This is a genomic window from Streptomyces himastatinicus ATCC 53653 (genome assembly GCF_000158915.1).
Lineage (GTDB): Bacteria > Actinomycetota > Actinomycetes > Streptomycetales > Streptomycetaceae > Streptomyces > Streptomyces himastatinicus.
Window position 1 is genome coordinate 1,084,401 of record NZ_GG657754.1, and the last position, 25,963, is coordinate 1,110,363.

The 25,963-nt window shown below is 72.6% G+C and carries 28 protein-coding genes and 4 pseudogenes; 24 read left to right on the top strand and 8 right to left on the bottom strand.

Translation table 11 applies throughout. The annotated features are described in order from the left end of the window. The 4 genes and pseudogenes from SSOG_RS55595 to SSOG_RS04035 form a co-directional block, all read left to right on the top strand. Positions 1–102: pseudogene (locus SSOG_RS55595) on the top strand (NlpC/P60 family protein); the annotation flags it as partial. Positions 103–188: 86 nt separating this feature from the next. Further along, entirely contained in the window at positions 189–581 is a 393-nt protein-coding gene (locus SSOG_RS04025; RefSeq protein WP_009712928.1) for a VOC family protein, read from the top strand. A 70-nt stretch (positions 582–651) separates the two neighbouring features. Next, positions 652–1,857: a nucleotidyl cyclase domain-containing protein gene (locus SSOG_RS04030; protein ID WP_106516349.1), complete on the top strand. Its 1,206-nt coding sequence runs from the start codon at positions 652–654 to the stop codon at positions 1,855–1,857. A 24-nt stretch (positions 1,858–1,881) separates the two neighbouring features. Next, positions 1,882–2,412, top strand: coding sequence for a DUF6328 family protein (locus SSOG_RS04035; protein WP_009712930.1), 531 nt, complete (start codon positions 1,882–1,884; stop codon positions 2,410–2,412). On the opposite strand, the gene SSOG_RS04040 is transcribed toward SSOG_RS04035, so the two are convergent. After that, positions 2,409–2,837 carry an ATP-binding protein gene (locus SSOG_RS04040; RefSeq protein WP_039936511.1) on the bottom strand — a complete coding sequence of 143 codons (429 nt, stop codon included), beginning with the start codon at positions 2,835–2,837 and terminating at the stop codon, positions 2,409–2,411. The genes SSOG_RS04035 and SSOG_RS04040 overlap by 4 nt on opposite strands. Positions 2,838–3,103: 266 nt before the next feature. On the opposite strand from SSOG_RS04040, the gene SSOG_RS04045 reads away from it, so the two are divergent. Both SSOG_RS04045 and SSOG_RS04050 read left to right on the top strand, forming a co-directional pair. After that, positions 3,104–3,973 carry a helix-turn-helix domain-containing protein gene (locus tag SSOG_RS04045; RefSeq protein WP_009712932.1) on the top strand — a complete coding sequence of 290 codons (870 nt, stop codon included), beginning with the start codon at positions 3,104–3,106 and terminating at the stop codon, positions 3,971–3,973. Positions 3,974–3,983: 10 nt separating this feature from the next. Beyond that, positions 3,984–4,217 (top strand): DUF397 domain-containing protein, encoded by a 234-nt coding sequence (locus tag SSOG_RS04050; RefSeq protein WP_009712933.1) that lies wholly within the window; start codon positions 3,984–3,986, stop codon positions 4,215–4,217. Between the two features lie 34 nt (positions 4,218–4,251). Here SSOG_RS04050 and SSOG_RS04055 read toward each other — a convergent pair. After that, positions 4,252–5,424, bottom strand: a pseudogene (locus SSOG_RS04055) (8-amino-7-oxononanoate synthase). A 212-nt stretch (positions 5,425–5,636) separates the two neighbouring features. Between SSOG_RS04055 and bioB the strand changes: the two are divergent. The 4 genes from bioB to SSOG_RS04075 all read left to right on the top strand — a co-directional run bounded on the left by bioB (position 5,637) and on the right by SSOG_RS04075 (position 9,706). Beyond that, positions 5,637–6,869 (top strand): biotin synthase BioB, encoded by a 1,233-nt coding sequence (gene bioB / locus SSOG_RS04060; RefSeq protein ID WP_009712935.1) that lies wholly within the window; start codon positions 5,637–5,639, stop codon positions 6,867–6,869. Next, the gene (locus SSOG_RS04065) at positions 6,862–8,178 is read left to right on the top strand and encodes an adenosylmethionine--8-amino-7-oxononanoate transaminase (RefSeq protein ID WP_009712936.1); all 1,317 of its coding nucleotides are present in this window, start codon (positions 6,862–6,864) and stop codon (positions 8,176–8,178) included. The genes bioB and SSOG_RS04065 overlap by 8 nt, the downstream gene beginning before the upstream one ends. 55 nt (positions 8,179–8,233) lie before the next feature. Beyond that, the gene (gene bioD, locus SSOG_RS04070) at positions 8,234–8,947 is read left to right on the top strand and encodes a dethiobiotin synthase (RefSeq protein WP_009712937.1); all 714 of its coding nucleotides are present in this window, start codon (positions 8,234–8,236) and stop codon (positions 8,945–8,947) included. A gap of 90 nt (positions 8,948–9,037) precedes the next feature. Beyond that, entirely contained in the window at positions 9,038–9,706 is a 669-nt protein-coding gene (locus SSOG_RS04075) for a class I SAM-dependent methyltransferase (protein WP_039936513.1), read from the top strand. A 6-nt stretch (positions 9,707–9,712) separates the two neighbouring features. Here the strand turns inward: SSOG_RS04075 and SSOG_RS04080 are convergent, their stop codons facing one another. Together SSOG_RS04080 and SSOG_RS04085 are read right to left on the bottom strand one after the other, a co-directional pair. Further along, positions 9,713–10,084, bottom strand: coding sequence for a hypothetical protein (locus SSOG_RS04080; protein WP_009712939.1), 372 nt, complete (start codon positions 10,082–10,084; stop codon positions 9,713–9,715). Then, complete coding sequence (locus tag SSOG_RS04085) at positions 10,081–10,350, bottom strand: hypothetical protein (protein ID WP_039936515.1); 270 nt, start codon at positions 10,348–10,350, stop codon at positions 10,081–10,083. The genes SSOG_RS04080 and SSOG_RS04085 overlap by 4 nt, the downstream gene beginning before the upstream one ends. 100 nt (positions 10,351–10,450) lie before the next feature. Here SSOG_RS04085 and SSOG_RS04090 point away from each other — a divergent pair, with 100 nt between their 5' ends. The 6 genes and pseudogenes from SSOG_RS04090 (at position 10,451) to SSOG_RS04110 (ending at position 15,301) form a co-directional block, all read left to right on the top strand. Then, positions 10,451–11,245, top strand: coding sequence for an ABC transporter ATP-binding protein (locus tag SSOG_RS04090; RefSeq protein WP_009712941.1), 795 nt, complete (start codon positions 10,451–10,453; stop codon positions 11,243–11,245). Between the two features lie 54 nt (positions 11,246–11,299). Further along, positions 11,300–12,199 (top strand): LLM class F420-dependent oxidoreductase, encoded by a 900-nt coding sequence (locus SSOG_RS04095; RefSeq protein ID WP_009712942.1) that lies wholly within the window; start codon positions 11,300–11,302, stop codon positions 12,197–12,199. A gap of 42 nt (positions 12,200–12,241) precedes the next feature. Continuing rightward, positions 12,242–12,313 (top strand): annotated as a pseudogene (locus tag SSOG_RS58315) (LacI family DNA-binding transcriptional regulator); the annotation flags it as partial. A gap of 99 nt (positions 12,314–12,412) precedes the next feature. Next, positions 12,413–12,838, top strand: coding sequence for a GNAT family N-acetyltransferase (locus SSOG_RS04100; RefSeq protein ID WP_009712943.1), 426 nt, complete (start codon positions 12,413–12,415; stop codon positions 12,836–12,838). 127 nt (positions 12,839–12,965) lie between these two features. Then, positions 12,966–14,300, top strand: coding sequence for a hemolysin family protein (locus tag SSOG_RS04105; RefSeq protein ID WP_009712944.1), 1,335 nt, complete (start codon positions 12,966–12,968; stop codon positions 14,298–14,300). Continuing rightward, on the top strand, positions 14,297–15,301 hold the full coding sequence (locus SSOG_RS04110; RefSeq protein ID WP_009712945.1) for a hemolysin family protein: 1,005 nt from the start codon (positions 14,297–14,299) through the stop codon (positions 15,299–15,301). The genes SSOG_RS04105 and SSOG_RS04110 overlap by 4 nt, the downstream gene beginning before the upstream one ends. A gap of 48 nt (positions 15,302–15,349) precedes the next feature. Here SSOG_RS04110 and SSOG_RS04115 read toward each other — a convergent pair whose 3' ends face one another. Beyond that, the gene (locus SSOG_RS04115) at positions 15,350–15,571 is read right to left on the bottom strand and encodes a hypothetical protein (protein WP_039936516.1); all 222 of its coding nucleotides are present in this window, start codon (positions 15,569–15,571) and stop codon (positions 15,350–15,352) included. A 147-nt stretch (positions 15,572–15,718) separates the two neighbouring features. Next, positions 15,719–15,931 carry a hypothetical protein gene (locus SSOG_RS04120; protein ID WP_234365206.1) on the bottom strand — a complete coding sequence of 71 codons (213 nt, stop codon included), beginning with the start codon at positions 15,929–15,931 and terminating at the stop codon, positions 15,719–15,721. A gap of 67 nt (positions 15,932–15,998) precedes the next feature. Here SSOG_RS04120 and SSOG_RS04125 point away from each other — a divergent pair, with 67 nt between their 5' ends. The 3 genes from SSOG_RS04125 (at position 15,999) to mug (ending at position 18,826) form a co-directional block, all read left to right on the top strand. Continuing rightward, positions 15,999–16,769 (top strand): SGNH/GDSL hydrolase family protein, encoded by a 771-nt coding sequence (locus SSOG_RS04125; RefSeq protein WP_009712947.1) that lies wholly within the window; start codon positions 15,999–16,001, stop codon positions 16,767–16,769. 61 nt (positions 16,770–16,830) lie between these two features. After that, entirely contained in the window at positions 16,831–18,264 is a 1,434-nt protein-coding gene (gene purB, locus SSOG_RS04130) for an adenylosuccinate lyase (protein ID WP_009712949.1), read from the top strand. 4 nt (positions 18,265–18,268) lie between these two features. Continuing rightward, positions 18,269–18,826 carry a G/U mismatch-specific DNA glycosylase gene (gene mug / locus SSOG_RS04135; RefSeq protein WP_009712950.1) on the top strand — a complete coding sequence of 186 codons (558 nt, stop codon included), beginning with the start codon at positions 18,269–18,271 and terminating at the stop codon, positions 18,824–18,826. A 2-nt stretch (positions 18,827–18,828) separates the two neighbouring features. Here mug and SSOG_RS04140 read toward each other — a convergent pair whose 3' ends face one another. After that, positions 18,829–19,248 (bottom strand): hypothetical protein, encoded by a 420-nt coding sequence (locus tag SSOG_RS04140; protein ID WP_039936519.1) that lies wholly within the window; start codon positions 19,246–19,248, stop codon positions 18,829–18,831. A gap of 135 nt (positions 19,249–19,383) precedes the next feature. Here SSOG_RS04140 and SSOG_RS04145 point away from each other — a divergent pair, with 135 nt between their 5' ends. Further along, positions 19,384–20,574, top strand: a complete 1,191-nt coding sequence (locus tag SSOG_RS04145; protein ID WP_009712952.1) for an ROK family protein — start codon at positions 19,384–19,386, stop codon at positions 20,572–20,574. A 66-nt stretch (positions 20,575–20,640) separates the two neighbouring features. Here the strand turns inward: SSOG_RS04145 and SSOG_RS04150 are convergent, their stop codons facing one another. Next, the gene (locus SSOG_RS04150) at positions 20,641–21,396 is read right to left on the bottom strand and encodes a GntR family transcriptional regulator (protein ID WP_009712953.1); all 756 of its coding nucleotides are present in this window, start codon (positions 21,394–21,396) and stop codon (positions 20,641–20,643) included. Between the two features lie 156 nt (positions 21,397–21,552). Here SSOG_RS04150 and SSOG_RS04155 point away from each other — a divergent pair, with 156 nt between their 5' ends. The 4 genes and pseudogenes from SSOG_RS04155 to SSOG_RS04170 all read left to right on the top strand — a co-directional run. Next, a complete protein-coding gene (locus SSOG_RS04155) occupies positions 21,553–22,299 on the top strand; it encodes an SDR family oxidoreductase (protein ID WP_009712954.1) in 747 nt (248 codons plus the stop codon). A 145-nt stretch (positions 22,300–22,444) separates the two neighbouring features. After that, positions 22,445–24,029 (top strand): annotated as a pseudogene (locus tag SSOG_RS04160) (alkaline phosphatase D family protein). 50 nt (positions 24,030–24,079) lie between these two features. Then, positions 24,080–24,616 carry a DUF1990 domain-containing protein gene (locus SSOG_RS04165; protein WP_009712956.1) on the top strand — a complete coding sequence of 179 codons (537 nt, stop codon included), beginning with the start codon at positions 24,080–24,082 and terminating at the stop codon, positions 24,614–24,616. Positions 24,617–24,749: 133 nt separating this feature from the next. Further along, a partial coding sequence (locus tag SSOG_RS04170; RefSeq protein WP_009712957.1) for a GNAT family N-acetyltransferase occupies positions 24,750–25,963 on the top strand: 1,214 nt, incomplete at its 3' end.

A 25,963-nucleotide genomic window follows, 5' to 3' on the forward strand; every position in this document is an offset into this window, starting at 1 on the left:
TACGCGGGGAGCGGCCGGATCTGGCATGCGCCCAAGGCGGGCACGGTGGTGCGGCTGGAGCGGATCTGGACGGGCAAGGTCTCGTACGGGCATGTGCGCTGACCGGCCGTTTGTCGGACCCCGGCGGTAGGTTGACGGCGGATCAGGGCCACCGGCCCTGGCCCCCGTCACCTTCCGGAGGGAACCGCATGACGTATCTCAACCCGGTCCGGCACGTCTCCTTCGACGCCCACGATCCTTACGCCCTGGCGCGGTTCTGGTCCCGGCTGACCGGCTACGCCATAACGGACGAGGACGCGCCGGGTGACGACGAGGTGCTGATCGAATCGGGCCAACCCGGGGTGCCCGGGCTGCTGTTCCTGCGGGTGCCGGACGACAAGACCGTCAAGAACCGGGTCCACCTCGACATCCAGCCGCCCTCGGGCACCCGGGACGAGGAGGTGGAGCGGCTGCTCGGGCTCGGCGCGCGGGTCGTCGACGACCGGCGCACGGAGGACGGGATGGGGTGGGTGGTGATGGCCGACCCCGAGGGGAACGAGTTCTGTGTGGAGCGCAGCGCGGTCGAGCGCGGTCTGGTGTGACCGCCCCCGTGAGGCGTTAGCGTGGGCCGGTGCCGGTTCGGGGAGATCCGGCACCGGGAGGGGGAGCTTCGTGAACGATCAGTTCCAGGCGGACCGGACCTACGACCAGGTGTATCTCGTCTTCGTCGACACCTCCGGCTATTCGACGATCGTCCGCTCGAACCCCAGGGACCGGGCCGCACACGGATTCGATCTGCTGCGGGAGCGGATGCGGGCGCGCATCGGCCAGGTGTCCGCGCAGCACCGCTGCGCCCGCAGCGATCTGTGGAACTGGCGCGGGGACGGCGGGTTCTTCGCGATCCACGACGACAGCGAGAGCGTGGCCCGCGATGTCGCGCTGGAGGCGGCGCGGACGTTTCTCACCCTCGATCTGCGGCATCTGCGGGACGAGTTCGCGCAGGCGGGGGTGGACGGCGAGCTGCATGTGCGGATGGCGGTGCACAAGGGGGCGATACGGCACACCGGCGAGGGCCGGACCGGCACCATCCACTCCCCCGACATCAATCTGGCCGCGCATCTGGAGAAGGCGACCCCGCCGGACTGTCTGGCGGTCTCGGAGGACGTGTACCGCACCGCGGGCCGGTATGCGGAGCTGTTCGCGCACGTCGGCAGCCATGAGGGCAAGGACGTCTATCTGATGGCGGGCGACGGCGGCCCGGGCGAGGCGGCCAAGGCGTGGCTGGCGGGCCGGGGGCTGGCGGACGGCACGCCCGTGCACGCCTATCCGGAGCGGCCCAGCTCCGCGGAGAAGGCGCGGCTGCTGGACGCGGCGTCCGCGGAGGTGCTCGACATGGGCACCGCGCTGCGCACCTCGTCGTCCCGGCTGGTCACCACCGAGCGCCCGGCCCGCTATCGCGACGCGGTGCTGGGCCTGCTGCGCCGGGGCGGGGTGTACCGCTGCTATCTGCTGGATCCGTCCTCGGACGCGGCGGCCACCCTGTCGCGGCAGTACCAGGAGGACATGACCCGGAAGATCAAGGATTCGCTGGAGCGGTTCGGCCGGTTCAAGGAGCGGTACGGGGCGGCGGCGGACGGCCTGCGGGTCTACCAGACGGACGAGTTCCCCGGCTTCTCGGCGCTGGCCGTCGATCCGCGCCGGACGAACGGGCTGATCCTCTACTCCTCGTATCTGATGGGCACGAGCCCGTACGGGGTGATCGAGCGCGGCGACATGCCCCACTACCTGATCAGCCCGGACGCCGGCCGTACGTATGCGCGCATTCTGGAGCTGACCGAGGCGCGGGCGGCTACGGGGCAGGTCGAGCGCGTAGTGTGAGCGCTTCCGGTAACCCGCGAGGGTATGAAGAACGACGCCCCGAGAACCGTCCGTCGCGAGACCGCGCTGGAGCGTGACGACCGGAACTTCGCCGAACTGCTCCAGGAGCTGCGGGTCACCCAGACGGGGGTGCAGATCCTGTTCGCCTTCCTGCTGACCCTGGCCTTCACGGATCGCTTCGGATCGCTGGACGCGGTGCAGCGCGGCACGTACGTCGCCACGCTGCTGCTCGCGGTCGTGGCGGCGGCCCTGTTCACGGCCCCGGCGGCGCTGCACCGGGCGCTGTTCCGCAGGGGGGCCAAGCGACGGGTCGTGGACGTCTCCGGGAAGCTGGCCTCGGCCGGTCTGTGCGTGCTGACGATGGCGTTCACCGGGTCGGTGCTGCTGGTGGTGGACGTGGTGCTGGGGCGCGGCCCGGGGATCGCCGCGGCGGCAGGCACGTTCGCGGTGTGCTGCGGGCTGTGGGGCGTCCTCCCGCGCTGGATCCGCCACCGGATGGGCCGCCGCCCGCCGCCGACCGCGCCGCACGACCCCGCGGCCCAGGACACGCACTAGCGCACCGGCACGGTCCACGGCAGCGCGATCCCTACGGTCTTGCCGCCGTCCGCGGTGGGGGTGACGAACACCTCGCCGCCCGATTCGGCGGCCAGAGCGCCGATGATGACCAGCCCCCGCCCGTTGTCCTGGTGGGCCGCGGCGCACAGCCGGCGGGGATGACGGGGGTGACTGTCGGTGACACCGATCTCCAACCGCCCCTCGTGGTCGAGCCTTATGTCCACGGTGAAGGTGGGCGACTCGCCCAGGGTGTGCTGTACGGCGTTGGTGGCGAGCTCGGAGACGATGAGCCGCACGGTGTCCGCGGCCTCCTCGCCTTCCCCCAGCCCCCATTCGGCCAGCACGTTCGCCACGTAGGCGCGGGCCGCGGGGACCGAGGCGGGAGCGCTCGGCAGAGTGACGGATGCTTCCTGATGGTCTGCCATGACGGCCTGTCCCTTTCCCGCCGGGGCACGGCTGCGGACGCGCACGGGTGGCGCCGCGCAGCCTTGGGGTCCGGGTGGGCGGCCCCGGCGGCTCCGACCGTCAGACTGCCATCGATGCCCTCCGTGACGGGGGCGATCCACCGAGTTATGCATATATCTGTCGCCCGAAGCGGTGAACTCTGCTACGGAAGACCGGATTTGCGGGGCAGACTGGGCCACGGTCACGACAGGGCGGGACAGCGGACTGGCAGCGGGAGGGAGATCTGATGCGGTACGGCCCGGCGGTACGCCGCCGCAAGCTCGGCGAGGAACTGCGCCGCCAGCGCGATCTGGCGGGGCTCACCAGCGGCGAGGCCGCGCGGCGGCTGGACTGGCACCAGTCGAAGGTGAGCCGGATCGAGACCGGGCGCAGCGGGGCGAAGCCCGCGGACGTGGCGCGGCTGCTGGAGGTGTACGGGGTCACGGACCCCCAGCTGCGGGCGCTGCTGGAGGCGCTGTGCGGCGGGGGCGCCTCGGATCCGGAGGGGTCGCGGCGCGGCTGGTGGTACGCGTACCGCGATCTGCTGCCGCCCGCCTACCGGGACTTCATCAGCCTGGAGGCGGAGGCGTCGGCCGCGTACACGCTGGAGACCACGGTGGTGCCGGGGCTGTTGCAGACCGCGGACTACGCGCGGACGGTGACCCGGGCGGCGCTGCCGGATCTGCCGCAGGATCAGCTGGACACGCTGGTCGAGGTGCGGATCGCACGCCAGTCGGTGCTGCGCGACGCGCGGCCGCTGCGGCTGCACGCGGTGCTCGACGAGGCGGTGTTACGGCGCGGGGTGGGCGACGCGGGGGTGATGCGGGCTCAGCTGCGGCAGCTGGCGGAGATGGCCGCGTTACCGCAGGTGCGATTGCAGGTACTGCCGTTCTCCGCCGGAATGCCCATCGGTATTACCGGTCCTTTCATTATCTTCTCTTTTCCGCACATTACTGACCTCGACGTAGTAGTTCTCGACCATTTGACGAGTAGCCTCTATCTGGAGCGGAAAGAAGACCTCCGGGCGTACAGCAGCGCATTCGATGTGCTGCGGACCAACGCCCTGTCACCCGAGGATTCATTGATCCTCATCTCGAAAATCGGGGGCGGCGCCTGAGAGGGGCACCATGTCCGATCTGTCCGTCAAGTCCGCTGTCTGGCTGAAGAGCAGTTACAGCGTCGGAATGAACAATTGCGTCGAAACGGCCCGGCTGAGTCCGGGCCTGCTCGCCGTGCGGGACTCGAAGAACACCGCGGGACCCGCCTTGCTGTTCCCCCCGTCGGCCTGGACCTCGTTCCTCGGGGACCTGTGCCACGGCGATCTCGGTGACCCCGGTTCCGGGGGCGCCTCCCGGCCGTAGCCGGGAGGACGTCACACCGCCGGACACCGATCCGTCAGGCGGCCGGTGCGGTCCCCACGATCACGTCGGCCGCCTCCTCCACCTGCTGATCCGTCAGATCCGCGCGAGCGGTGAGCCGTACCCGCGAGATGCCGTCGGGGACGGACGGGGGGCGGAAGCAGCCCACCACCAGACCGGCCGCACGGCAATCCGCGGCCCACCGCACCGCCTGCTCCGGGCCCGGCGCGCGCACCGACACCACCGAGGCGTCGGGCCGCGCCGCGCTGAGCCCGGCGGCGGTCAGCCGTGCGTGCAGCCGTGCCGCGACCGTACGGGCCCGCGCTGCGCGCTCCGGCTCCCGGCTCAGCAGCCGCAGGCTCGCCAGGGCGGCGCCCGCGGCGGCCGGGTTGAGGCCGGTGTCGAAGATGAACGTGCGCGCGGTGTTCACCAGGTGCTCGATCACCCGGGCGGGCCCCAGCACCACCCCGCCCTGGCTGCCCAGCGACTTCGACAGGGTGGCCGTGACCACCACGTCCGGCGCGCCCGCGAGCCCGGCGGCGTACGGGGCGCCGCGCCCGCCGTCGCCCACCACCCCCAGACCGTGGGCGTCGTCCACGACCAGCGCCGCGCCGTGCGCCCGGCAGGCGGCGGCGAGCCCGGTCAGCGGCGCCACGTCGCCGTCCACCGAGAAGACGGAGTCGGAGACGACGAGCGCGCGCCGGGCCGGGTCCTCCTTCCGGGCCCCGTCGAGCACCTTGGCCGCGGCGTCGGGATCGGCATGCGGGGCGACGGCGACCTCGGCGCGGGAGAGCCGGCAGCCGTCGATGAGCGAGGCGTGGTTCCTCGCGTTCGGAGACGATGAGCGCGTCCCGCCCGCTCAGCGCCGAGACCGCGGCCAGATTGGGCGGCATACCCGGAGGAGAACACCAGCGCCGCGTCGAAGCCGCAGAACGCGGCTCAGCTCAGCCTCCAGCGCCCCGTGCAGCTCCGTGGACCCGGTGACCAGCCGGGAGCCGGTCGACCCGGCGCCCCAGCGGCGCGCCGCCTCCGCCGCGGCGGCCGTCACCTCGGGATGCCGGGACAGGCCCAGATAGTCGTTGCTCGCCAGGTCGAGCAGCGGCGAGTCGGCGGGCCGCGGCTTGAGCACGCGCCGCAGCCCGGCACGCCCGCGCTGCTCCTGTGCCGCGTCGATCCACTCGAACGGGTCGTCCTGGCGGTCCTGGGGCATCGGCTTCCTCGCCTTCCTTCGGGCACAAGCGGGCACGGGCGGGCACGGGCCGGGCACCGGCCGGGCGGGGGCCGGGTGCCGACTGTGGGGTCCTGATAGAACGTAGTCGTGCCCACGCGTGGGCAGGGTGTGGCAATACACACACCCCGAACGCCGCGTCTTGTACGGTCCCTCCTTGGCCAGGAGCGGTGCCGTAAGACAGGATCTCCGCCATGGACCTGCTGAACACGCTGGTGGACAAGGGGCTGCGGGGCGAGTCGCCGACCCGCGCAGAGGCTCTCGCGGTATTGGCGACTTCCGACGACGACGTGCTGGATGTGGTGGCCGCCGCGGGCAAGGTGCGCCGTCGGTGGTTCGGGCGGCGGGTGAAGCTCAACTACCTGGTGAACCTCAAGTCCGGGCTGTGTCCCGAGGACTGTGGGTACTGCTCGCAGCGGCTCGGCTCGAAGTCCGAGATCCTCAAGTACACCTGGCTCAAGCCGGACCAGGCGGCGGCCGCGGCGGAGGCCGGGGTCGCGGGCGGCGCCAAGCGGGTCTGCCTGGTCGCCAGCGGACGCGGGCCGACGGACCGGGACGTGGACCGGGTCTCCAAGACCATCGCCGCGATCAAGGAACAGAACGAGGACGTGGAGATCTGCGCCTGTCTCGGACTGCTGTCCGACGGACAGGCGGCGCGGCTGCGGGAGGCGGGCGCCGACGCGTACAACCACAACCTCAACACCTCCGAGGCCACGTACGGCGACATCACCACCACCCACACCTACGCCGACCGGGTCTCCACCGTGCAGCAGGCCCAGTCCGCGGGCATGTCGGCCTGCTCCGGGCTGATCGCGGGCATGGGCGAGCGCGACGAGGACCTGGTCGACGTGGTCTTCTCGCTGCGCGAGCTGAACCCGGACTCGGTGCCGGTCAACTTCCTCATCCCCATCGAGGGCACCCCGCTGGCCGGGGACTGGAACCTCACCCCGCAGCGCGCTCTGCGCATCCTCGCCATGGTCCGGTTCGTCTGCCCGGACGTGGAGGTACGGCTCGCGGGCGGGCGCGAGATCCATCTGCGGACGCTCCAGCCGCTGGCCCTGCACCTGGCGAACTCGATCTTCCTCGGCGACTATCTGACCACCGAGGGCCAGTCGGGCAAGGACGACCTGGACATGATCGCCGACGCGGGCTTCGAGGTGGAGGGCACGGACACCCGGACGCTGCCCGCGCACCGCGCCGACGCCCTCGCTGCGGCCGGCGGGGGCTGCGGCTCGCACGGTGCGGAGGGCGGCGGCTGCGCCCCCTGCGGCGACGCACCCGGGACCGTCCCCGACACCGCCCCCGCCGAGCCCGCTCGCGCCGAGCCGGTCGCCGAGCCCGTCGCGGTGGCGGCCGGGGAGTCGCACGCGGACCTGGTCGCGGTGCGCCGCCGGGGCGCGGGGACGGAACTGCCGCCCAATGCCTGAGCCGCTGACGCCCGACGCGCTGCTGGCCCTGGACCGGCAGCACGTCTGGCATCCGTACGCACCGATGCCCGGCCGCGCGGATCCGTTCGTCGTGGAGTCCGCGTCCGGGGTCCGGCTGCGGCTCGCCGAGCCGGTCGAGGGCGTACGGGAGCTGGTGGACGGGATGTCGTCGTGGTGGTCCGCCATCCACGGCTACAACCACCCGGTGCTCAACGACGCGGCGCGCGGCCAGCTCGACCGGATGAGCCATGTGATGTTCGGCGGGCTCACCCATGAGCCCGCCGTGCGGCTGGCTGCCCGGCTCGTGGAGATCACGCCCGAACCGCTCCAGCACGTCTTCCTCGCCGACTCGGGCTCGGTGTCGGTCGAGGTCGCGGTCAAGATGTGCCTCCAGTACTGGCGCTCCCTCGGCCGCCCCGCCAAGCAGCGGCTGCTGACCTGGCGCGGCGGCTACCACGGCGACACCTGGCAGCCGATGGCGGTGTGCGACCCGGACGGGGGCATGCACCGGCTGTGGTCGGGGGTCCTGCCCGAGCAGATCTTCGCGGACGCGCCGCCGCCCGGCTTCGACGCCGAGCCCGACCCGGCGTACGAGGCCCATGTGCGCGAGCTGGTGGCCCGGCACGCGGACGAGCTGGCCGCGGTGATCGTGGAACCGGTCGTGCAGGGCGCGGGCGGTATGCGGTTCCACTCCCCCGCCCTGCTGCGGATGCTGCGCGAGGCGTGCGACGAGCACGACGTGCTGCTGGTGTTCGACGAGATCGCCACCGGTTTCGGCCGCACCGGGGCGCTCTTCGCGGCCGAACACGCCGGGGTCAGCCCCGATGTGATGTGCCTCGGCAAGGCGCTGACCGGCGGTTATCTGACGATGGCCGCCACGCTGTGCACCCCGCGGGTGGCGGACGGCATCTCGCGCGGCGAGCTTCCCGTGCTCGCCCACGGCCCGACGTTCATGGGCAATCCGCTGGCCGCCGCCGTCGCCGGGGCCTCGATCGACCTGCTGCTGTCCTACGACTGGCGGCAGGAGATCAAGCGGATCGAGACGGGGCTGCGGGACGGGCTGACGCCCGCGGCCGGGCTGCCGGGCGTACGGGAGGTACGGGTGCTCGGCGCGATCGGCGTCGTCCAGCTGGACCACCCGCTGGACGACGCGGGGATGGCGGCGGCGTCGCGGGCGGCGGTGCGCGAGGGCGTCTGGCTGCGCCCGTTCCGCGACATGCTCTACACCATGCCGCCCTACATCACGGGCGACCACGATCTGGCCCGGATCTGCGCGGCGGTTCGGGCGGCCGCCGCCACGGCGGGCTGACGGCACAAGAAGACGGCACAAGAACAAGACAACAGCGAAAGGCACGAAGCAACAGATGTCAGTACTGGTCGTGACCGGCACCGGCACGGAGGTCGGCAAGACCGTCACCACGGCGGCCGTCGCGGCGGCGGCGCTGTCCCGCGGCCGGTCGGTCGCCGTACTCAAACCCGCGCAGACCGGCGTCGGTCCGGACGAGCCGGGCGACGCCGCCGAAGTGGCCCGGCTCGCCGGTGACGTGACCCTGCGGGAACTCGCCCGCTACCCCGAGCCGCTGGCGCCCGACACCGCGGCGCGCCGCGCCGGGCGCCCCGCCGTGCGGCCGCACGAGATCGCGGAGGCCGCGGAGAAGCTGGCCGCCGAGCACGATCTGGTGCTCGTCGAGGGCGCGGGCGGCCTGCTCGTACGGTTCGACGAGACCGGTGCGACGCTCGCCGACGCGGCCCGGCTGCTCGACGCGCCCGTCCTGGTCGTCGCCCACGCGGGCCTGGGCACGCTCAACGCCACCGCCCTCACGGGGGAGGCGCTGCGCGCCCGGGGCCTGCGCTTCCCCGGCGTCGTCATCGGCAGCTGGCCCGTGGACGCGGATCTGGCCTCCCGCTGCAACAGGACCGACCTGCCGGAGGCGGCGGGCGCCCCGCTGCTGGGCGCCGTCCCCGAGCGGGCCGGGGCCCTGCCGCCCGCCGACTTCCGCGCGGCGGCCCCGGGGTGGCTGGCCCCGCGGCTGGACGGCGTCTGGGACGCGGAGCGCTTCGTGAAGGGCACCGCATGAAGGAGCACCGCACGGCGTAGCAGTGGGGGCGGCATGGGCAGACTCCCGGTATCGGTATACAGCCGTCCCGCTGGAAAAGGGGTGTCACCCATGCCCGTACGCCGTCCCCGGCCCCCGAGCGAAGCCGTCCACCACCCGCTCTTCGCCCGCTTCTGGGCCAAGGTGAGCCCCGTCGCGGACGAACGCGCCGGGGTCGCCGAACTCCGCAGCGAGCTGCTGTCCGGGCTGTCCGGCCGGGTCATCGAAATCGGCGCCGGCAACGGCCTGAACTTCGTGCACTACCCGAGCACCGTCTCCGAGGTCGTCGCCATCGAGCCCGAGCGCCATCTGCGCCGCTTGGCGGTGCGGGCGGGCCACCGGGCCGAGGTGCCGGTGGACGTGGTGCCCGGGGTCGCGGAGGCGCTGCCGGTCAAGAGCGAGGCGTTCGACGCGGCGGTGGCGTGTCTGGTGCTGTGCTCCGTACGGGACGTCCAGCGCACTCTGACCGAACTGATGCGGGTGCTACGGCCCGGCGGCGAGCTGCGGTTCCTGGAGCACGGGCGGGCCGAGGGGCAGGCGATGGCGATGACGCAGGGGGTGCTGGACCGGACGGTGTGGCCGCTGATGTTCGGCGGGTGCCACACCGGGCGCGAGGTGCGGGTGGAGATGGCGCGGGTGGGCTTCGAGCCCGTCACCCACCGATCGCTGCGGCTCCCCGAACGGGGGCTGCCGATGCCCACCTCGCCCTGCACCCTGGGCGTGGTGCGGCGCCCTTCGTAGGCGGCGCTAGACGCTCCACCGCCGAAGCTCGTCCGCGATCGCGTGCACATCCACCGCGCCGTCGTGCACCAGGCGCGCCAGATCCCGCACCCGCTCCGGCGATGTGGCCACCTTCAGCCCGCTCGCCACCAGGTACGCGTACGCGACGGCCGACGCGAACAGCGCGTTCGACCGCTCCAGGGCCGGTACCAGGAGCAGCAGCTGCAACAGCGCGGCGGCCCGCTCCTGCGGCTCGGGGTAGATCGGGGTGCCGAATATCTCCGCTTCGTGCCGGCTCACGGCGGCGACCAGCGCACCGTAATCGGTGACGCGCGGATCCCCCGGGGTGTTGTGTTCGGCGATCATCAGAAGCCAGGCGAGATCGATACGCACGGTCAAGGGCGCGCTTCGCCTCCGAGCTCCCGACCGGGTTCACGGCCAGGATCCCGGCCGAGCTCGCGGCCGAATTCCTCGTCGAAGACGGATTGGTACTGCTTCATGAAGTCGGCCGCGGCCTCCACGAACTTATGGCCCACCTCGCCCGCGTCCTGCCGCACCAGCTCTTCGATGTAGCGGTTCACGCTCACTCCCCGCTGTAGCGCACGCTCCCGGGCCACCTCAGCGGTGGTTTCGTCGACCCGGACGTTCAGCTGTGTCTTAGCCACACCATCAAGCTAGCGCATATCTGCTAGCTGCGCCAACGGCGCGCGGAAGCGGGCAGGTCCCTACCATCGAGGGCAAACCGTTCCGACACGGGAGGCGTTTGTGTCCACACCGGCGGCAACGAAAACAGACGGGTACGCGGAGGGCGGCGCCCGCCCGGCGGCCCGGGCCCGCGAGCTGACCAAGGCGTACGGCAGCGGCGAGACCGCCGTGATCGCCCTGGACGCGGTGGACGTGGAGATCGAGCGGGGCAGGTTCACCGCGGTGATGGGCCCCTCGGGTTCCGGCAAGTCCACGCTGATGCACTGCCTGGCGGGCCTCGACACGGTCTCCTCGGGCCAGGTCTGGCTGGGCGACACCGAGATCACCGGGCTCGACGACCGCCGGCTAACCCAGCTGCGCCGCGACCGGATCGGCTTCATGTTCCAGTCGTTCAATCTGCTGCCCACCCTGAACGCGGCCGAGAACATCACCCTGCCCATGGACATCGCGGGCCAGAAGCCCGACCCGGAGTGGCTGGAGCGGGTCATCGACACCCTCGGGCTGCGGGACCGCCTCAAGCACCGGCCGGCCCAGCTGTCCGGCGGCCAGCAGCAGCGGGTGGCGTGCGCCCGGGCGCTGGCCTCCCGCCCCGAGCTGATCTTCGCGGACGAGCCGACCGGCAATCTGGACTCGCGCGCGGGCCTGGAGGTGCTGACGTTCCTGCGCGAGGCGGTGGACGAGCTGGGTCAGACGGTGGTCATGGTGACCCATGACCCGAGCGCGGCCGCCCACTCCGACCTGGTGCTCTTCCTCGACGACGGCCGGATCGTGGACCGGATGGAGCAGCCCACGGCCGATGCGGTGCTGGGCCGCATGCAGATCTTCACCCGGGCGTACACGGCACACGAAAACTGACCAATGAGCGCCGTACTCCGATAGGTTCGGGTCATTCCCGATCAAGGAGGGCTCATGGCAAGGCCGTTCCGCTTCGGAGTCAATCTGCTCACGCTCGAATCGGCCCCGGCATGGCGGGAGAAGTGCCGCCGCGCCGAACAGCTGGGCTACGACGTCCTGCTGGTCCCCGACCATCTGGGCATGCCCGCGCCGTTCGCCGCGCTGGTGGCCGCCGCCGAGGTCACCGAGCGGCCGCGGCTCGGCACCTTCGTCCTCAACCTGGGCTTCTGGAACCCGGCCCTGCTGGCCCGCTCGGTGGCCACCTGTGACGTGCTCACCGGGGGACGGCTGGAGCTGGGCCTGGGGGCGGGGTACGTACAGGCCGAGCACGACAGCGCCGGGCTGCCGTTCGGGTCGCCGCGGGAGCGGGTGGACCACCTGGAGCACACCGTCGGCGAGCTGGAGCGGCTGCTGGCCGATCCCGAGCAGCAGCCGCGGCCCGCGCAGACGCCGCGCCCGCCCCTGCTGCTGGGCGGCAACGGCAACCGGCTGCTGCGGGTGGCCGCGCGCCACGCGGAGGTCGCGGCCTTCACGGGCGCGGTCCGGGCCCCGGACGACGCGCCCGGCCCGATGAAGATGATCAGCCCGGAGGCGCTGGAGGAGCGGGTGGCGGCCTTCCACCGCTTCGCCGCCGAAGCCGGAAGGGACTCGGAGCCCGCCGAGCTGAACTATCTGATCCAGATGGTCGAGAACACCGACGCCCGCCGCGCCAAGGCCCGCGAGCTGAAGCCGTACGCCCCCGACCTCACCGAGGAACAGCTGCTGGACCACCCCGCGCTGCTGCTGGGCAGCCCCAAGGACATGGCGGACCAGCTGCGGGCCCACCGCGAGCGCTTCGGCTTCTCCTACTTCACCGTGCTGGAGCACCGCATGGAGACCTTCGCCCCGGTGATCGAGGAGCTGCACGGAGAGTGATTGACGTACGGGGAGCAGGGGGGCAAGCCTCAGGTCGTGCAGGTGACCGTTCGAGACGTCGCGAAGGCCTCAGGGGTCTCGCCGTCCACGGTGTCGAGGGCGCTGGCCCCCGAGGGGACGGTCAGCGTGCCTCGCCCCGCAGGTGGACGGGATCCCGCTGAAGCCGCCGGAAATGGTTCGCCAGAGGGCCCGGCGCTCTGCTTGGCTCACCCCATGAATGATCTCCGAATCCGCCATGCCACCCCCTCGGACGTCGACACCGTGCTCGCCTTCTGGCGCGAGGCCGCTGAAGGTACGAGCATCAGCGACGACCGGAACGGGGTGGCCCGGCTGATCGCCCGGGACGCCGAGTCGCTGCTGCTGGCCGAGCGGGACGGGGCGCTCGCCGGGACCGTCATAGCGGGCTTCGACGGCTGGCGCTGCCATCTGTACCGGCTCGCCGTCCACCCCGCCCACCGCCGCCTGGGCGTGGCGACCGCGCTGCTCGCGGCGGCCGAGGAGCGGTTCGCGGCGCTGGGCGGGCGGCGCGGGGACGCCATGGTGCTCGACGAGAACGCGCTCGCCCACCACGCGTGGAGCGCGGCCGGGTACGCCCGGGAGCCGCAGTGGAGCCGCTGGGTGAAGCCGCTGACGCCCTGACGCGGACCCTTGACCCGGCGCGACGGTAAGGCGCGGGCCTTTGCCGCGCCTTTACGATGAGAGTGCGCGGCGTCTCCCGTCGCGCGCTCCTCCGGGCCCTGCCGGATCATGGGACGGAGGTGAACCGATGACCGAAGTCCTCCTCCTGGTCGTGGCGCTCCTGCTGGCGCTCGCATGCGGTGCCTTCGTGGCGGCGGAGTTCTCGCTGACCACGGTCGAGCGCAGCGAGCTGGAGCAGTCGGTGGAGCGCGGCGAGCGCGGTGCGGCGAGCGCGCTGAAGGCCGTGCGCGGGCTGACGTACCAGCTCTCCGGCGCCCAGCTCGGCATCACCGTCACCAACCTGGTCGTGGGCATGCTCGCCGAGCCGTCCATCGCCGCGCTGCTGGGCGGGCCGCTCACCGCGCTCGGGGTGCCCAGCTCCGCGTCCCACTCGGTGGCCCTCGTCATCGGTACCGCCCTGTCGACGGTGGTGATGATGGTGGTCGGCGAGCTGGTCCCCAAGAACTGGGCGATCTCCCGTCCGCTGCCGGTCGCGCGGGCCGTCGCCACTCCGCAGCGCGTCTTCAGCGCGGCCTTCCGCCCGCTGATCACCCACCTCAACAACACCGCCAACCGCCTGGTGCGCCGGATGGGCCTGGAACCCACCGAGGAGCTGGCGTCGACGCGCGGCCCGCAGGAGCTGATCGCGCTCGCCCGGCACTCCGCGAAGGAGGGCTCGCTGGAGCAGGACACCGCCGAGCTGTTCGTCCGCACCCTCAATCTGAGCGAGCTGACCGCGGAGAACGTGATGACGCCCCGGGTGCAGGTGATCGCGCTGGACGTACGGGCCACCGCCGAGGACGTGGCCAACGCGACCCGCGCCACCGGACTGTCCCGCTTCCCCGTCCACCGCGACAGCCTGGACGCGGTGGCCGGCATCGTCCACATCAAGGACGTCCTCGCGGTGCCCGCCGAGGCGCGGCCGCGCCATCCGGTGTCCGAGCTGATGCACGAGGCCCTGCTGGTCCCCGAGTCGCTCACCGTGGACCGGCTGCTGGACCGGCTCTCGGTCAGGCGCAGCATGGCCGTGGTCATCGACGAGTACGGCGGCACCGCCGGGGTCGTCACCCTGGAGGACATCGTCGAGGAAGTGGTCGGCGAGGTACGCGACGAGCACGATCCGCACGAGACCCCCGGCCTGGCCCCGGCGGGCGAGGACGCCGAGGGCCGGGCGGTGTACGACGCGGACGGAGCCGTCCGGGTCGATCAGCTGGAGGCGATCGGGCTGCGGGTGCCCCCGGGGCCGTACGAGACGCTGGCCGGGCTGATCGCGGCCGAGCTGGGCCGTATCCCGGTCGTGGGCGACACGATCCGGCCGGAGGGCTGGCGGGTGGAGGTGGTGAACGCCGCGGGCCACCGCGCCGCCCGGGTACGGCTGCACGCCCCGCTCCCCCATGACCACGACGGCGGGGCGGAACCATGATCGCCGTCCAGCTGCTGATCGGCCTGCTGACGCTGGTCGCGAACGCCTTCTTCGTGGGCGCCGAGTTCGCCCTGATCTCGGTGCGGCGCAGCCAGATCGAACCGTACGCCGAGCGGGGCGACCGCCGGGCGCGGGCCGTGCTGTGGGGGCTCGAACACGTCTCCGCGCTGCTGGCCGCGGCCCAGCTCGGCATCACGCTGTGCACGCTGGTGCTGGGTGCCGTCGCGGAACCGGCCATCGCGCATCTGCTGGAGCCGCTGTTCCACGCGACCGGGCTGTCGCTCGGGCTGATCCATCCCGTCTCGTTCGTGATCGCGCTGAGCCTGGCGACGTATCTGCACATGCTGGTCGGCGAGATGGTGCCGAAGAACGTGGCGCTGGCCGAGCCGGTGCGCTCCGCGCTGCTGCTCGGGCCGTCGCTGGTGGGGCTCGCGCGGGCGCTGCGCCCGGTCATCTTCGCGGTCAACGCGTTCGCCAACGGTCTGCTGAAGCTGATGCGGGTCGAGCCCCGGGGCGAGGTGGCGGCGACCTTCTCGGACGACGAACTGGCGCGCATGGTCGTGGACTCCAGCGAGGCCGGGCTGCTGGACGACCGCGGTGCCGAGCGGCTGCGGGACGCGCTGGAGCTGGGCCGGCGGCCGGTGCGGGACGTGGTGCTGCCGATGGACCGGGTGGTCTCGGCGCGGAGCGGGGTGACCCCTGAGGAGCTGGAGCGGATGTCGGCCGAAACGGGCTTCTCCCGCTTCCCCGTGATCGACGACTCCGGGCGGATCCTGGGCTATCTGCATGTGAAGGACGCGCTGGACGCACATCCGCGCGATGTTCCGTTCCGCCCCGATCAGCTGCGGCCGGTCGCCCGGGTGCGGTCGCAGACGCCGCTGGACGACGTGCTCACCGCGATGCGCGACAGCGGCACCCATCTCGCGCCCGTCATCGACGCGGAGGGGCGATTGGAGGGCCTGGTCACGATGGAGGACGTGCTGCGCCTGCTGGTGGCGTGACGAGCACGGCGAAGAGGCGGTGTGACGGGGAGCGGCGGAGCCGGGCCGTCACTGGTCCCGTCTGGACTCATGGGCGATGATGCACGCCTGCCAGTGCGCCAGCGCCTCCTCCCGTCCGCCGCCGCCCTCCTCGGCCACGGCCAGCAGCGCGTCGGCGGCCATCGCGGCGAGCCGGACGGCGACCCGGCACACATCGCGCGTCTCCAGCGGCTCCAGCAGGGCCGCGGCACCCTCACCGTCGTCGGCGAGGGCGGCGGCGACGATCGCCATCGTCGTACGGTCGCATTCAAAGGCATCCACGCGGACCAGACTGCCCTACTCCGCTCCGTCCGGAACCCTGCTCCGCCCAACCGAGCGACCCGTTTGCATCCGCGCGCCGCCCCGGCCGGAGATTCCCGGCCATCCGTCGCGGGGCCCTCAGGGACGGCGGCCGGGGCGCGCGCCCGACGGGTCGTAGCGGAAGACGACGTATTCGACGTGCCCGATCACCTTGGTGCGGTCCGTCCGCCGGTACAGCTCGGGCGGCCGGAAGATGTTGTCGTCGTAGATGTCCGCGCCGGGTTCGAGGTTCCAGCTCGCCGTCGTCCCGTTCCGGGCTCCGCCCTCGAAATAGATGTGGGTCATCGCCATGCGGCTCATCATGCGCGCGCCTCGGCCTCCGCGCAGCCCGCGTGCACCGGATAAGATCGTCCGAGCCATGCAGACGAACACCACCTATACAAGTTTTGTCGCGGTCGGCGACTCCTTCACCGAAGGCATGTCCGACTCGCTCCCGGACGGCGGTTACCGCGGCTGGGCGGATCTCCTCGCCGCCCGGCTGGCCGCCCGCACCCCCGGGTTCCGGTACGCCAATCTCGCGGTGCGCGGGAAGCTGATCGGCCAGATCGTGGACGAGCAGACCGGCCCGGCCGCCGCGATGGGCGCGGACCTGGTGACGCTGGTCGGCGGCGGGAACGACGTCCTGCGGCCCAAATGCGACATCGGCCGGGTGTGCGGGCTGCTGGAGGAGGCGGCCGAGCGGCTCGCGCCCAGCTGCAAGCGGCTGGTGCTGATGCGCAGCCCCGGGCGGCGCGGTCCGGTGATGGAGCGGTTCCACCCGCGGATGGAGCGGCTGTTCTCCCACGTGGACGAGCTGGCCGTACGGCATGACGCGACGATCGTGGACCTGTACGCCTCCGAGGCGGTCGGCGATCCCCGGATGTGGGCGGACGACCGGCTCCATCTGAACGCCGAGGGCCACCGGCGGGTCGCCGAGGCCGTGTGGCAGGCGCTGGGCCATGAGCCGGAGGAGGACTGGGACGCGCCGCTGCCGCCCGCGGTCCGCCCGGGCTGGCTGGCCCGCCGCACCTCGGACGCGCGGTTCGCCCGCGAACACCTCGGACCGTGGATCGCCCGCCGGGTGACGGGCCGTTCCTCGGGCGACGGGCGGGCCCCTAAGCGGGCCGAACTCCTGCCGTACCAGGGCTGACCGGGGCCGGGCCGGTGGGCACCGGTCTGGCCTGGGGATACGCCCAGTAGACTCTGTCCACGTGACTGGTAAGCCGCGCATTCCGAACGTCCTGGCCGGCCGCTACGCCTCCGCGGAGCTGGCCGTCCTGTGGTCCCCCGAGTACAAGGTGACGCTGGAGCGGCGGCTGTGGCTCGCCGTACTGCGTGCCCAGAAGGACCTGGGCATCGAGGTGCCGGAAGGCGCCCTCGCCGACTACGAACGGGTGCTGGAGGACGTCGACCTCGCCTCGATCGCCGAGCGCGAGAAGGTCACCCGGCACGATGTGAAGGCCCGCATCGAGGAGTTCAACGCCCTCGCCGGTCATGAGCACGTCCACAAGGGCATGACCTCCCGCGACCTCACCGAGAACGTCGAGCAGCTCCAGACCAGGCTCTCCCTGGAGCTGGTGCGGGACCGTACGGTCGCCGTGCTGGCCCGGCTCGGCAAGCTGGCCGCCGACCACGCCGAGCTGGTGATGGCGGGCCGCTCGCACAACGTCGCCGCGCAGGCCACCACGCTCGGCAAGCGCTTCGCGACCGCGGCGGACGAGCTGCTGGTCGCCTACGGGCGCCTGGAGGAGCTGCTCGGCCGGTACCCGCTGCGCGGTATCAAGGGCCCGGTCGGCACCTCGCAGGACATGCTGGACCTGCTCGGCGGCGACGCCCAGAAGCTGGCCGAGCTGGAGCAGCGGATCGCCGGTCACCTGGGCTTCGCGCAGGCGTTCACCTCGGTCGGCCAGGTCTACCCGCGCTCGCTGGACTACGAGGTCGTCACCGCCCTGGTGCAACTGGCCGCGGCCCCGTCCTCGCTGGCCAAGACGATCCGGCTGATGGCCGGGCACGAGCTGGTGACCGAGGGCTTCAAGCCGGGCCAGGTCGGCTCGTCCGCGATGCCGCACAAGATGAACACCCGCTCCTGCGAGCGCGTCAACGGCCTCGCCGTGATCCTGCGCGGCTACGCCTCGATGACCGGCGAGCTGGCGGGCGACCAGTGGAACGAGGGCGATGTGTCCTGCTCGGTGGTGCGCCGCGTCGCGCTGCCGGACGCGTTCTTCGCCTTCGACGGACTGCTGGAGACCTTCCTGACCGTGCTCGACGAGTTCGGCGCCTTCCCCGCCGTCGTCGCCCGCGAACTGGACCGCTACCTGCCCTTCCTCGCCACCACCAAGGTGCTGATGGGCGCCGTGCGGGCCGGGGTGGGCCGCGAGATCGCCCATGAGGCGATCAAGGAGCACGCCGTCGCCGCCGCCCTCGCGATGCGCGAGCAGGGCGCCGAGCGCAACGAGCTGCTCGACTCCCTCGCCGCCGACGAGCGGATTCCGCTGGACCGGGCGGAGCTGGAGACGCTGATGGCGGACAAGCTGTCCTTCACGGGCGCCGCCGCCGACCAGGTCGGCACGGTGGTCGGCCGGATCGAGGAGATCATCAAGCAGCACCCCGAGGCGGCGGCGTACGCACCGGCGTCGATCCTCTGACGCCGTGCCCCCGACGCCCGACGAGCTGGAGGCCGCCCGCGACCGCATCGTGCCCGATGTGGTCGGGGACGGTCTGCGGGTCCTGTTCTGCGGCATCAACCCCGGGCTGATGACCGCCGCCACCGGCCATCACTTCGCCCGCCCCGGCAACCGGTTCTGGCCCGTGCTGCACGCCTCGGGGTTCACCCCGCGGCTGCTGCACCCCTCCGAGCAGGGGGAGCTGCCGTCCTATGGTCTGGGCATCACCAATGTGGTCGCCAGGGCCAGCGCCCGTGCCGACGAGCTGACCGACGAGGAGTACCGGGAGGGCGGCCGCATCCTGGAGGAGAAGGTCCGCCGCCTGCGGCCGCGCTGGCTCGCGGTGGCGGGCGTCACCGCCTACCGGGTCGCGTTCGGCGACAAGCGGGCGAAGATCGGCCCGCAGGAGCGGACCATCGGCGGCACCCGGATATGGGCCCTGCCCAACCCCAGCGGGCTCAACGCGCACTGGACGAAGGCGACGATGGCGGAAGAGTACGCCCGGCTGCGCGCCGCCGCCGAGACGGAACAGGGCACTGCCTGACGTCAGCCGACGCCCGACTCCCCTATCGCCACCAGCAGCTGGAACGGCAGCTCACGGTCGCCCTGCCCGACCCCGAGCCCGACCCAGCGCCCGTCCACACGCCACACGTACAGCTCGGGTACATAGCCGCACAGGTCATCGAGCGGCGGCGGAACCGGCTCCCCCATCGCCGACCGCTCCAGCACGTCCGCGAGGTCGAGGACCCGAGGGTCGCCCCACCGTAAGGTCAGCACCTGGACGAGGACGCCCAGCTCGGCCTCGAACTCCTCCAGCACCTCCTCCACCCGGGTCAGGTCCGCGTCCCAGAAGTCCTCGCTCACCCTGAGGTCGGCGACGTGGAACCCCGGGCCGCGGCGCTGCGCGGGGAAGTCCCGGGCCCGGAGCGCGTCGATCGTGGCCAGGTGGTCCGCCGTACTGGTCATGCCATCAGTAAACAACCCGGGACCGACATCTGGCCGCCCGTCAGGTGCCCGGGCGGGCAAGGCTTCGCAGGTGGCTCGCCGTGCCCGCCCCCAGCAGATACGATCCGGCACACACGCAGTGGGAGGGGGACCGACGTGGGGCGGCTGACCGGCGGGGATCCGTCCCTGCTGCGGCGCATCAACTCCGCCGTGGTGCTCCAGGCGCTGCGCGCCGCCACCGCTTCCGCTCCGCCGGACGCCGCCTCCGCGTCCCTCACCGACCTCACCCTGGCCACCGGTCTGTCCCGGCCCACGGTCGAGGGGGTGGTCGACGGGCTGATCGACAGCGGGCTCGCGGCGGAGGTGCCCGCCGAGGAGGGCGGCGTCCGCCGCCAGGGCCGTCCCGCGCGCCGCTTCCGCTTCCGCGCCGAGGCCGGGCATCTGCTGGGCATAGAGATAGGAGCGCACCGGGTCGCCGCCCTGCTGTCGGACCTGGACGGACGAGCGCTCGGCTCGACGGTGCGCGAGGTGTCCGAGAAGGCGCCGGTGGACGAGCGGCTGGACCGGGTGCGGGCCGCCGTCGCGGAGCTGCTCCGGCACGCCGGGGTCGGACGCCATTCGCTGCGGGCGGTCGGGGTGGGCAGCCCCGGCATCGTGGAGGCCGACGGCACCGTCCATCTGTGCACCGCCCTGCCGGGCTGGACGGGCCTGCCGCTCGGCGAGCGGCTGCGGCGCTCCTTCCGCTGCCCGGTGCTGGTGGAGAACGACGCGAACACCGCGGCCGTGGCCGAGCACTGGAAGGGCGCAGCGGTCGGCTCGGACGATGTCGTCTTCGTACTGGCCGGGCTGAGCCCGGGCGCCGGGTCGCTGATCGGCGGACGGCTGCACCGCGGCTACGGCGGCGCAGCCGGGGAGATCGGCGCGCTGCATCTGCTGGGCCGCGAGGCCAGCCCGGAACAGGTGCTCTCCACCACCGGCGAACCGCTGAACCCGCTGGACGAGGCGCAGGTCGTACGGGTCTTCGCGCTCGCCAGGGACGGCGACGCCCGGGCGCGCGCGGCCGTGGACCGCTTCGTCCGGCGGCTGGTGCACGACACGGCCGCCCTGGTGCTGGCGCTCGACCCCGAGGTGGTCGTGGTGGGCGGCTGGGCCGCGGGTCTCGACGGCATGCTGGACCCGCTCCGCGACGAGCTGGCCCGCTACTGCCTGCGCCCGCCGCAGGTCGCGCAGTCGCTGCTGGGCGAGGCCGCGGTGACGACGGGCGCGCTGCGGCTGGCACTGGACCATGTGGAGGCGGAGCTGTTCGCGGTGGACAGCACGGTCACCGCGCGCCGCGCCGGCCGCTGAGCCCCTTTCGGCCCGCGGCCGGACTGAGCCCCTTTCGGCCCGCCGCCGGATCAGCCCGCGGTCGGATCAGCCCGCCAGCAGCTCCACACTGTTCGCGTCGCCCAAGCTGTCGCCGAAGGTGAGGCGGCAGGTGTCGGCGCGGTACGTGGCCACGGCGACCGCCGCGGTGCGGTTCTCCGCCACATAGCGGGTGGTCACCACGAGGACGGGGGCGCCGGGCAGCCGGTCCAGCTCCTTGGCGTCGTCCGCCCGGGCCGACCCCAGCTCCACCGACTGCTCCCGCCCCTCCAGCTTCAGCCGGCCCAGCTCGCGCAGCACGGCACGGGCGCGGGCCAGTCCGCTGGGGGTGTCGATGGCGGCGAGGCCGGGAACGGACGCGGCCGGTACGTACAACAGCTCGGCGGCGAGCGGCTGGCCCTGGCTCACCCGGGTGCGCCGCACCTGGTGCACGGCGGCGTCGGGGTCGGTGTCGAGGAGCCGCACGACCGCGGCGGGCGGCACCGCCTCGACGCTGTCGACACAGGCCCAGGTGTCGTCGCCCGACTCCGTCCAGGTGTGGGTGTAGTCCCCGACGGCCACGCCGACGCGCGGCGGCGCGACGGTGGTGCCGACACCGCGGCGGCGCTGAAGCCTGCCCTCCAGCTCCAGCTGTTCGAGGGCCTGCCGGAGGGTGGCGCGGGCGACCCCGAAACGAGCGGCCAGCTCACGCTCGTTGGGCAGGATCTCCCCGACCGCGAACTCCGAGTCGAGCGCATCGCTGAGCACCGTCTTCAGATGCCAGTACTTCGGCTCCGGTACCGAGTCGAGCTGTGTGGTCCCCACCCTGATCTCCCCCTGTTATGCGAGCTTATTTATTAAAGATTGTTGCAGTATCAATGTGACCATAGGGCGGGGCACATACTTGGTCAAGACCAATCCCCGATCAGCTATCGTCATGATCATTCCATCAGGGACGGTAACGGGGCGGGAGCTGAGGTAATGGACCAGGTCACGGTCGTGACGGGCGGAAGTCGTGGCATCGGGGCGGCGGTGGCGGTGCGGCTGGCGCGCGCCGGGCACAGCGTCGCCATCGGCTACGAGCAGGCGCGGGAGGCGGCCGAGCGGTGCGCGGAGCTGGTGCGCGCGGAGGGGATGCGGGCGGCCGTGGTCCAGGCGGACACCAGCGCCGAGGACCAGGTCGAGGCGATGTTCGACACGGTGCGGGACGAGCTGGGCCCGATCACCGGACTGGTCAACAACGCCGGGATCACCGGGCCGTTGGGCCGCTTCACCGAGACCTCGCCCGAGGTGATGCGGCGGGTCGTGGACGTCAACGTGACGGGCGCCCTGCTGTGCGCGCGGCGCGCGGCGCGCGAGATGTCCACCCGGCACGGCGGCCAGGGCGGCGCCATCGTCAACATCTCCTCCGGTGCGGCGACGACCGGCAGCCCCGGGGAGTACGTGCACTACGCGGCCAGCAAGGCGGCCGTGGACGCGATGACGGTCGGCCTGTCGAAGGAACTGGCCGCTGAGGGGGTCCGGGTCAACTCGGTCCAGCCGGGCATGACGCTGACCGACATCCATGCGCAGATGGGTGACCCGGAGCGACCGTGGCGGAATCGGGACCGGGTGCCGATGGGCCGGCCGGGCGAGCCGGAGGAGGTCGCTGGCGCGGTGGCGTGGCTGCTCTCCCCGGAGGCGTCGTACACGACGGGAGCCGTGCTCCGGGTGGCGGGCGGACTGTAGCCGGGCCGCCTCTGTAGCGGGGCCGCAGCTGTGGCCGGGCCACCCAGGAACAGCCTGCTGTTTACTGTGCGTTCGGGAATGAGGCATCTCGCACCGATAGCAACAGACCGGCACAGCTGTTCTACGAGCAACGGGAGGCTCCACCATGGCGACGGAATCCGGCAGAAGGATCGGGCGGCGCGCGGTGCTACAGGGGTCGGCCGCCGCGTCCGCGGCGCTGGCCCTCCCCGCCGCGGCGTCGGGGGTCGCGTCGGCGGCGCCCGCGCAGGCGCTGTCGGGCCGTCCGAGCGCCCGGTGGGGCGTGCAGACGGGCGATGTGACGACGTCTTCCGGGTCTGGTGTGGGTGCGCTCCGACCGCCCGGCCCGGATGATCGTGGAGACCTCCGCGACGGAGTCCTTCACGCGCCCGCGCCGCTGGCAGGGCCCGTTGCTCGGGCCCGGCACGGACTTCACCGGCCGCACCGCGCTGCACGGCCTGCCGGCCGGCAGCCAGGTGCACTACCGGGTGCTGCTCGCCGACCCGGAGGACCCGCGGCGCACCGGTGAGCCGGTGCAGGGGACGTTCCGTACGGTCCCGGAGCGCCGCGAGGGCGTGCGCTTCGTCTGGTCGGGCGACCTGGCGGGGCAGGGCTGGGGCATCAACCCGGACCACGGCGGCTACCGCGTCTTCGAGGAGATGCGCCGCCGCGACCCCGACTTCTTCCTGTGCAGCGGCGACAACATCTACGCCGACGGCCCGCTCACCGAGACCGTCAAGCTGCCCGACGGCTCCACCTGGCGCAACATCATGACGCCGGAGAAGTCCAAGGTCGCCGAGACCCTGGACGAGTACCGCGGCAACTTCCGCTACAACCTGCTGGACGAGAACCTGCGCCGGTTCCACGCCGAGGTGCCGACCATCACCCAGTGGGACGACCACGAGGTGCTGAACAACTGGTACCCGGGCGAGATCCTGGCCGACGACCGCTACACCGAGAAGAACGTGGACGTGCTGGCGGCCCACGCCCGGCAGGCGTTCGCCGAGTACTTCCCGATCAGCACCCTGCGGCCGGACGCGAGCGGCCGGGTGTACCGGGTCCAGCACCACGGCCCGCTGCTGGACGTCTTCGTGCTGGACTGCCGTACGTACCGCGACGCCAACTCGCCCGGCCGCCAGCCGGAGGACACCCAGGGCATCCTGGGCGCCGAGCAGCTGAGCTGGCTGAAGCGGGAGCTGTCGCGGTCGCGCGCGGTGTGGAAGGTGATCGCCTGCGACATGCCGCTGGGCCTGGTGGTCCCGGACGGGAAGAGCGACTTCGAGGCGGTGGCGCAGGGCGACCCCGGCGCCCCGCTGGGCCGTGAGCTCCAGCTCGCTGAGCTGCTGCGGCACATCAAGCACCAGAAGATCACCGGCACGGTGTGGCTGACGGCGGACGTCCACTACACCTCGGCGCAGCACTACGACCCGTCGCGGGCGGCGTTCAAGGACTTCGCGCCGTTCTGGGAGTTCGTCACCGGTCCGCTGAACGCGGGCTCCTTCCCGGCGGTGAAGCTGGACGGCACCTTCGGCCCGGAGCAGTCGTTCGTCAAGGCACCGGACCGGACGAACGTCTCGCCCGCCGAGGGCTACCAGTTCTACGGCGAGGTGGAGATCGACGGCGACAGCGGCGAGCTGACGGTCCGGCTGCTGGAGGTGGGCGGCAAGGTGCTGTACACCAAGGCGCTCAAGCCGGGGCTGGTCGGCCAGTAGCGGAGCCGACGTACGCGTTACGCGCCCCGGGGGCGCGTACCGTACCGCCCATGGCCTCCCCCGTTCCGTCCTCCCGCCTCACCTACCCGGAGGTGGGCGCCACCCGGCACCGGCCGCTGCCCGCCGGGTACGGCCATCTGCGGGTGCGGACCCGGATCGGGGCGGGCCCGGAGGTGTTCGAGGCCGCGGGGCGCGCGGTGCTGGAGTGGCGGATGCACCGGGCCGTCGGGGTCACGATCCGCGCCGACGGACCCGCCGCCGAGGGGCGCACGGTCGTGGTGGGGCTGGGGGCCGGGCCGCTGCGGCTGCGCGCACCGTGCGCGGTGGTGTGGACGGTGGCGGACGGGACGTCCGCCGGCTTCGCGTACGGGACGCTGCCGGGCCATCCGGAGTGCGGCGAGGAGTCGTTCGTGGTGAGCCTGGAGCGGGACGGCTCGGTGTGGCTGACGGTCACGGCGTTCAGCCGCCCGGCGGTACGGTTGACCAGGGCCGTGGCGCCGCTCGTGCCGTACTTCCAGCGGGCGTACGCGCGCCGCTGCGGGCGGGTGCTGCGGCGGCTGGCGGCCGGGACCGGGGCGGTGGGATAGCAGAATCCGCCACCATTGAATCTCCGACAGATTAATCTCGGACAAAACAAGCTTCTCCGAGCAGATGCACACTTAACCCATAGGTCACAGAGCGTTTGTGATCACGCAACACCGTTGCGCGAGGCTGTTTTCCATGACTCCTCGAGCGACACACGACCACCACCCGACCCGGCCCCGTGACCGCTGGCGGCTGCCCACCTGGTGGCGGCGACTACACGGCCACGCCCCGCCGGTGCCGGAATCCTCACCGGAGCCCGCGGACGACATGCGGACCGATGCGGCCGAGGCCGCGGGCGCCCCGGAGAACTCCCCGCAGGAAGACACCGCCACCACGCTGTGGCGGATCCGGACGACCGTACGGGACGAGCCGGGCACCCTGGCCGCGCTGTGCGGGGCGCTGGCCGGTCACCGGGTCGACATCCTGTCGTTGCAGACCCATCCGCTGGCCGAGGGGACCGTGGACGAGTTCCTGCTGCGCGCCCCCGCCGCCATACCGGTCGACGAGCTGAAGCACGCGATCGCCGCCGGGGGCGGCAGCGACACCTGGATCGAGCGCGCCGACGCCCACGATCTGGTGGACGCGCCGACCCGGGTGCTGACGCTGGCGACCCGTACCGCGCTGGACGGCGCCGAACTGCCGCTCGCACTGCGCCAGTTGCTCGGCCGCTGCACCATCCACTCGCTTCCGGCCACCTCGCTCGGCGGCCGTCCGCTGGAGGACACGCCGCCGGTCGAAGGGGTGCTGGAGGAGACCGTGATGCGGCTGCGGGACCCGTCCGGCGGGGCGCTCACCATCGAACGACCCCATCTGCCGTTCACCCCGACCGAATTCGCCCGCGCCCGCGCGCTGGTCGAGCTGGACTCCCGGCTCGGCCCGCGGCTGCCGCACCGCCGCGATGTGCTGACGCTGCCCGAGGGCAACGAGGTCACCGTGCGCCGGGCCGACACCCGGGACCTGGCCGAAGCCCGCGCGATGCACCAGCGGTGCTCCGCCACCACGCTCGAGCGGCGCTACCACGGCCCGCTCGGCGACGCCGACCGCTACCTGGACCATCTGCTCAGCCCGCGCTACGGCCGGACCCTCGCCGCGTACACCGCCTCCGGGCGGCTGGTCGCGCTCGGCCATCTGATGTGGGACGGGGACGAGACCGAGGTCGCGCTGATCGTCGAGGACGCGTGGCAGCGGCGCGGCATCGGCGGGGAGCTGCTGCGGCGGCTGGTCGCGATGGCCGCCGAGACGGGCAGCGGCTGCGTGTACGCGGTCACCCATTCGGCCAACACCGGGATGGTCGCGGCGATGCGCGCCCTCGGGCTGCCGCTGGACTACCAGATCGAGCAGGGCACGCT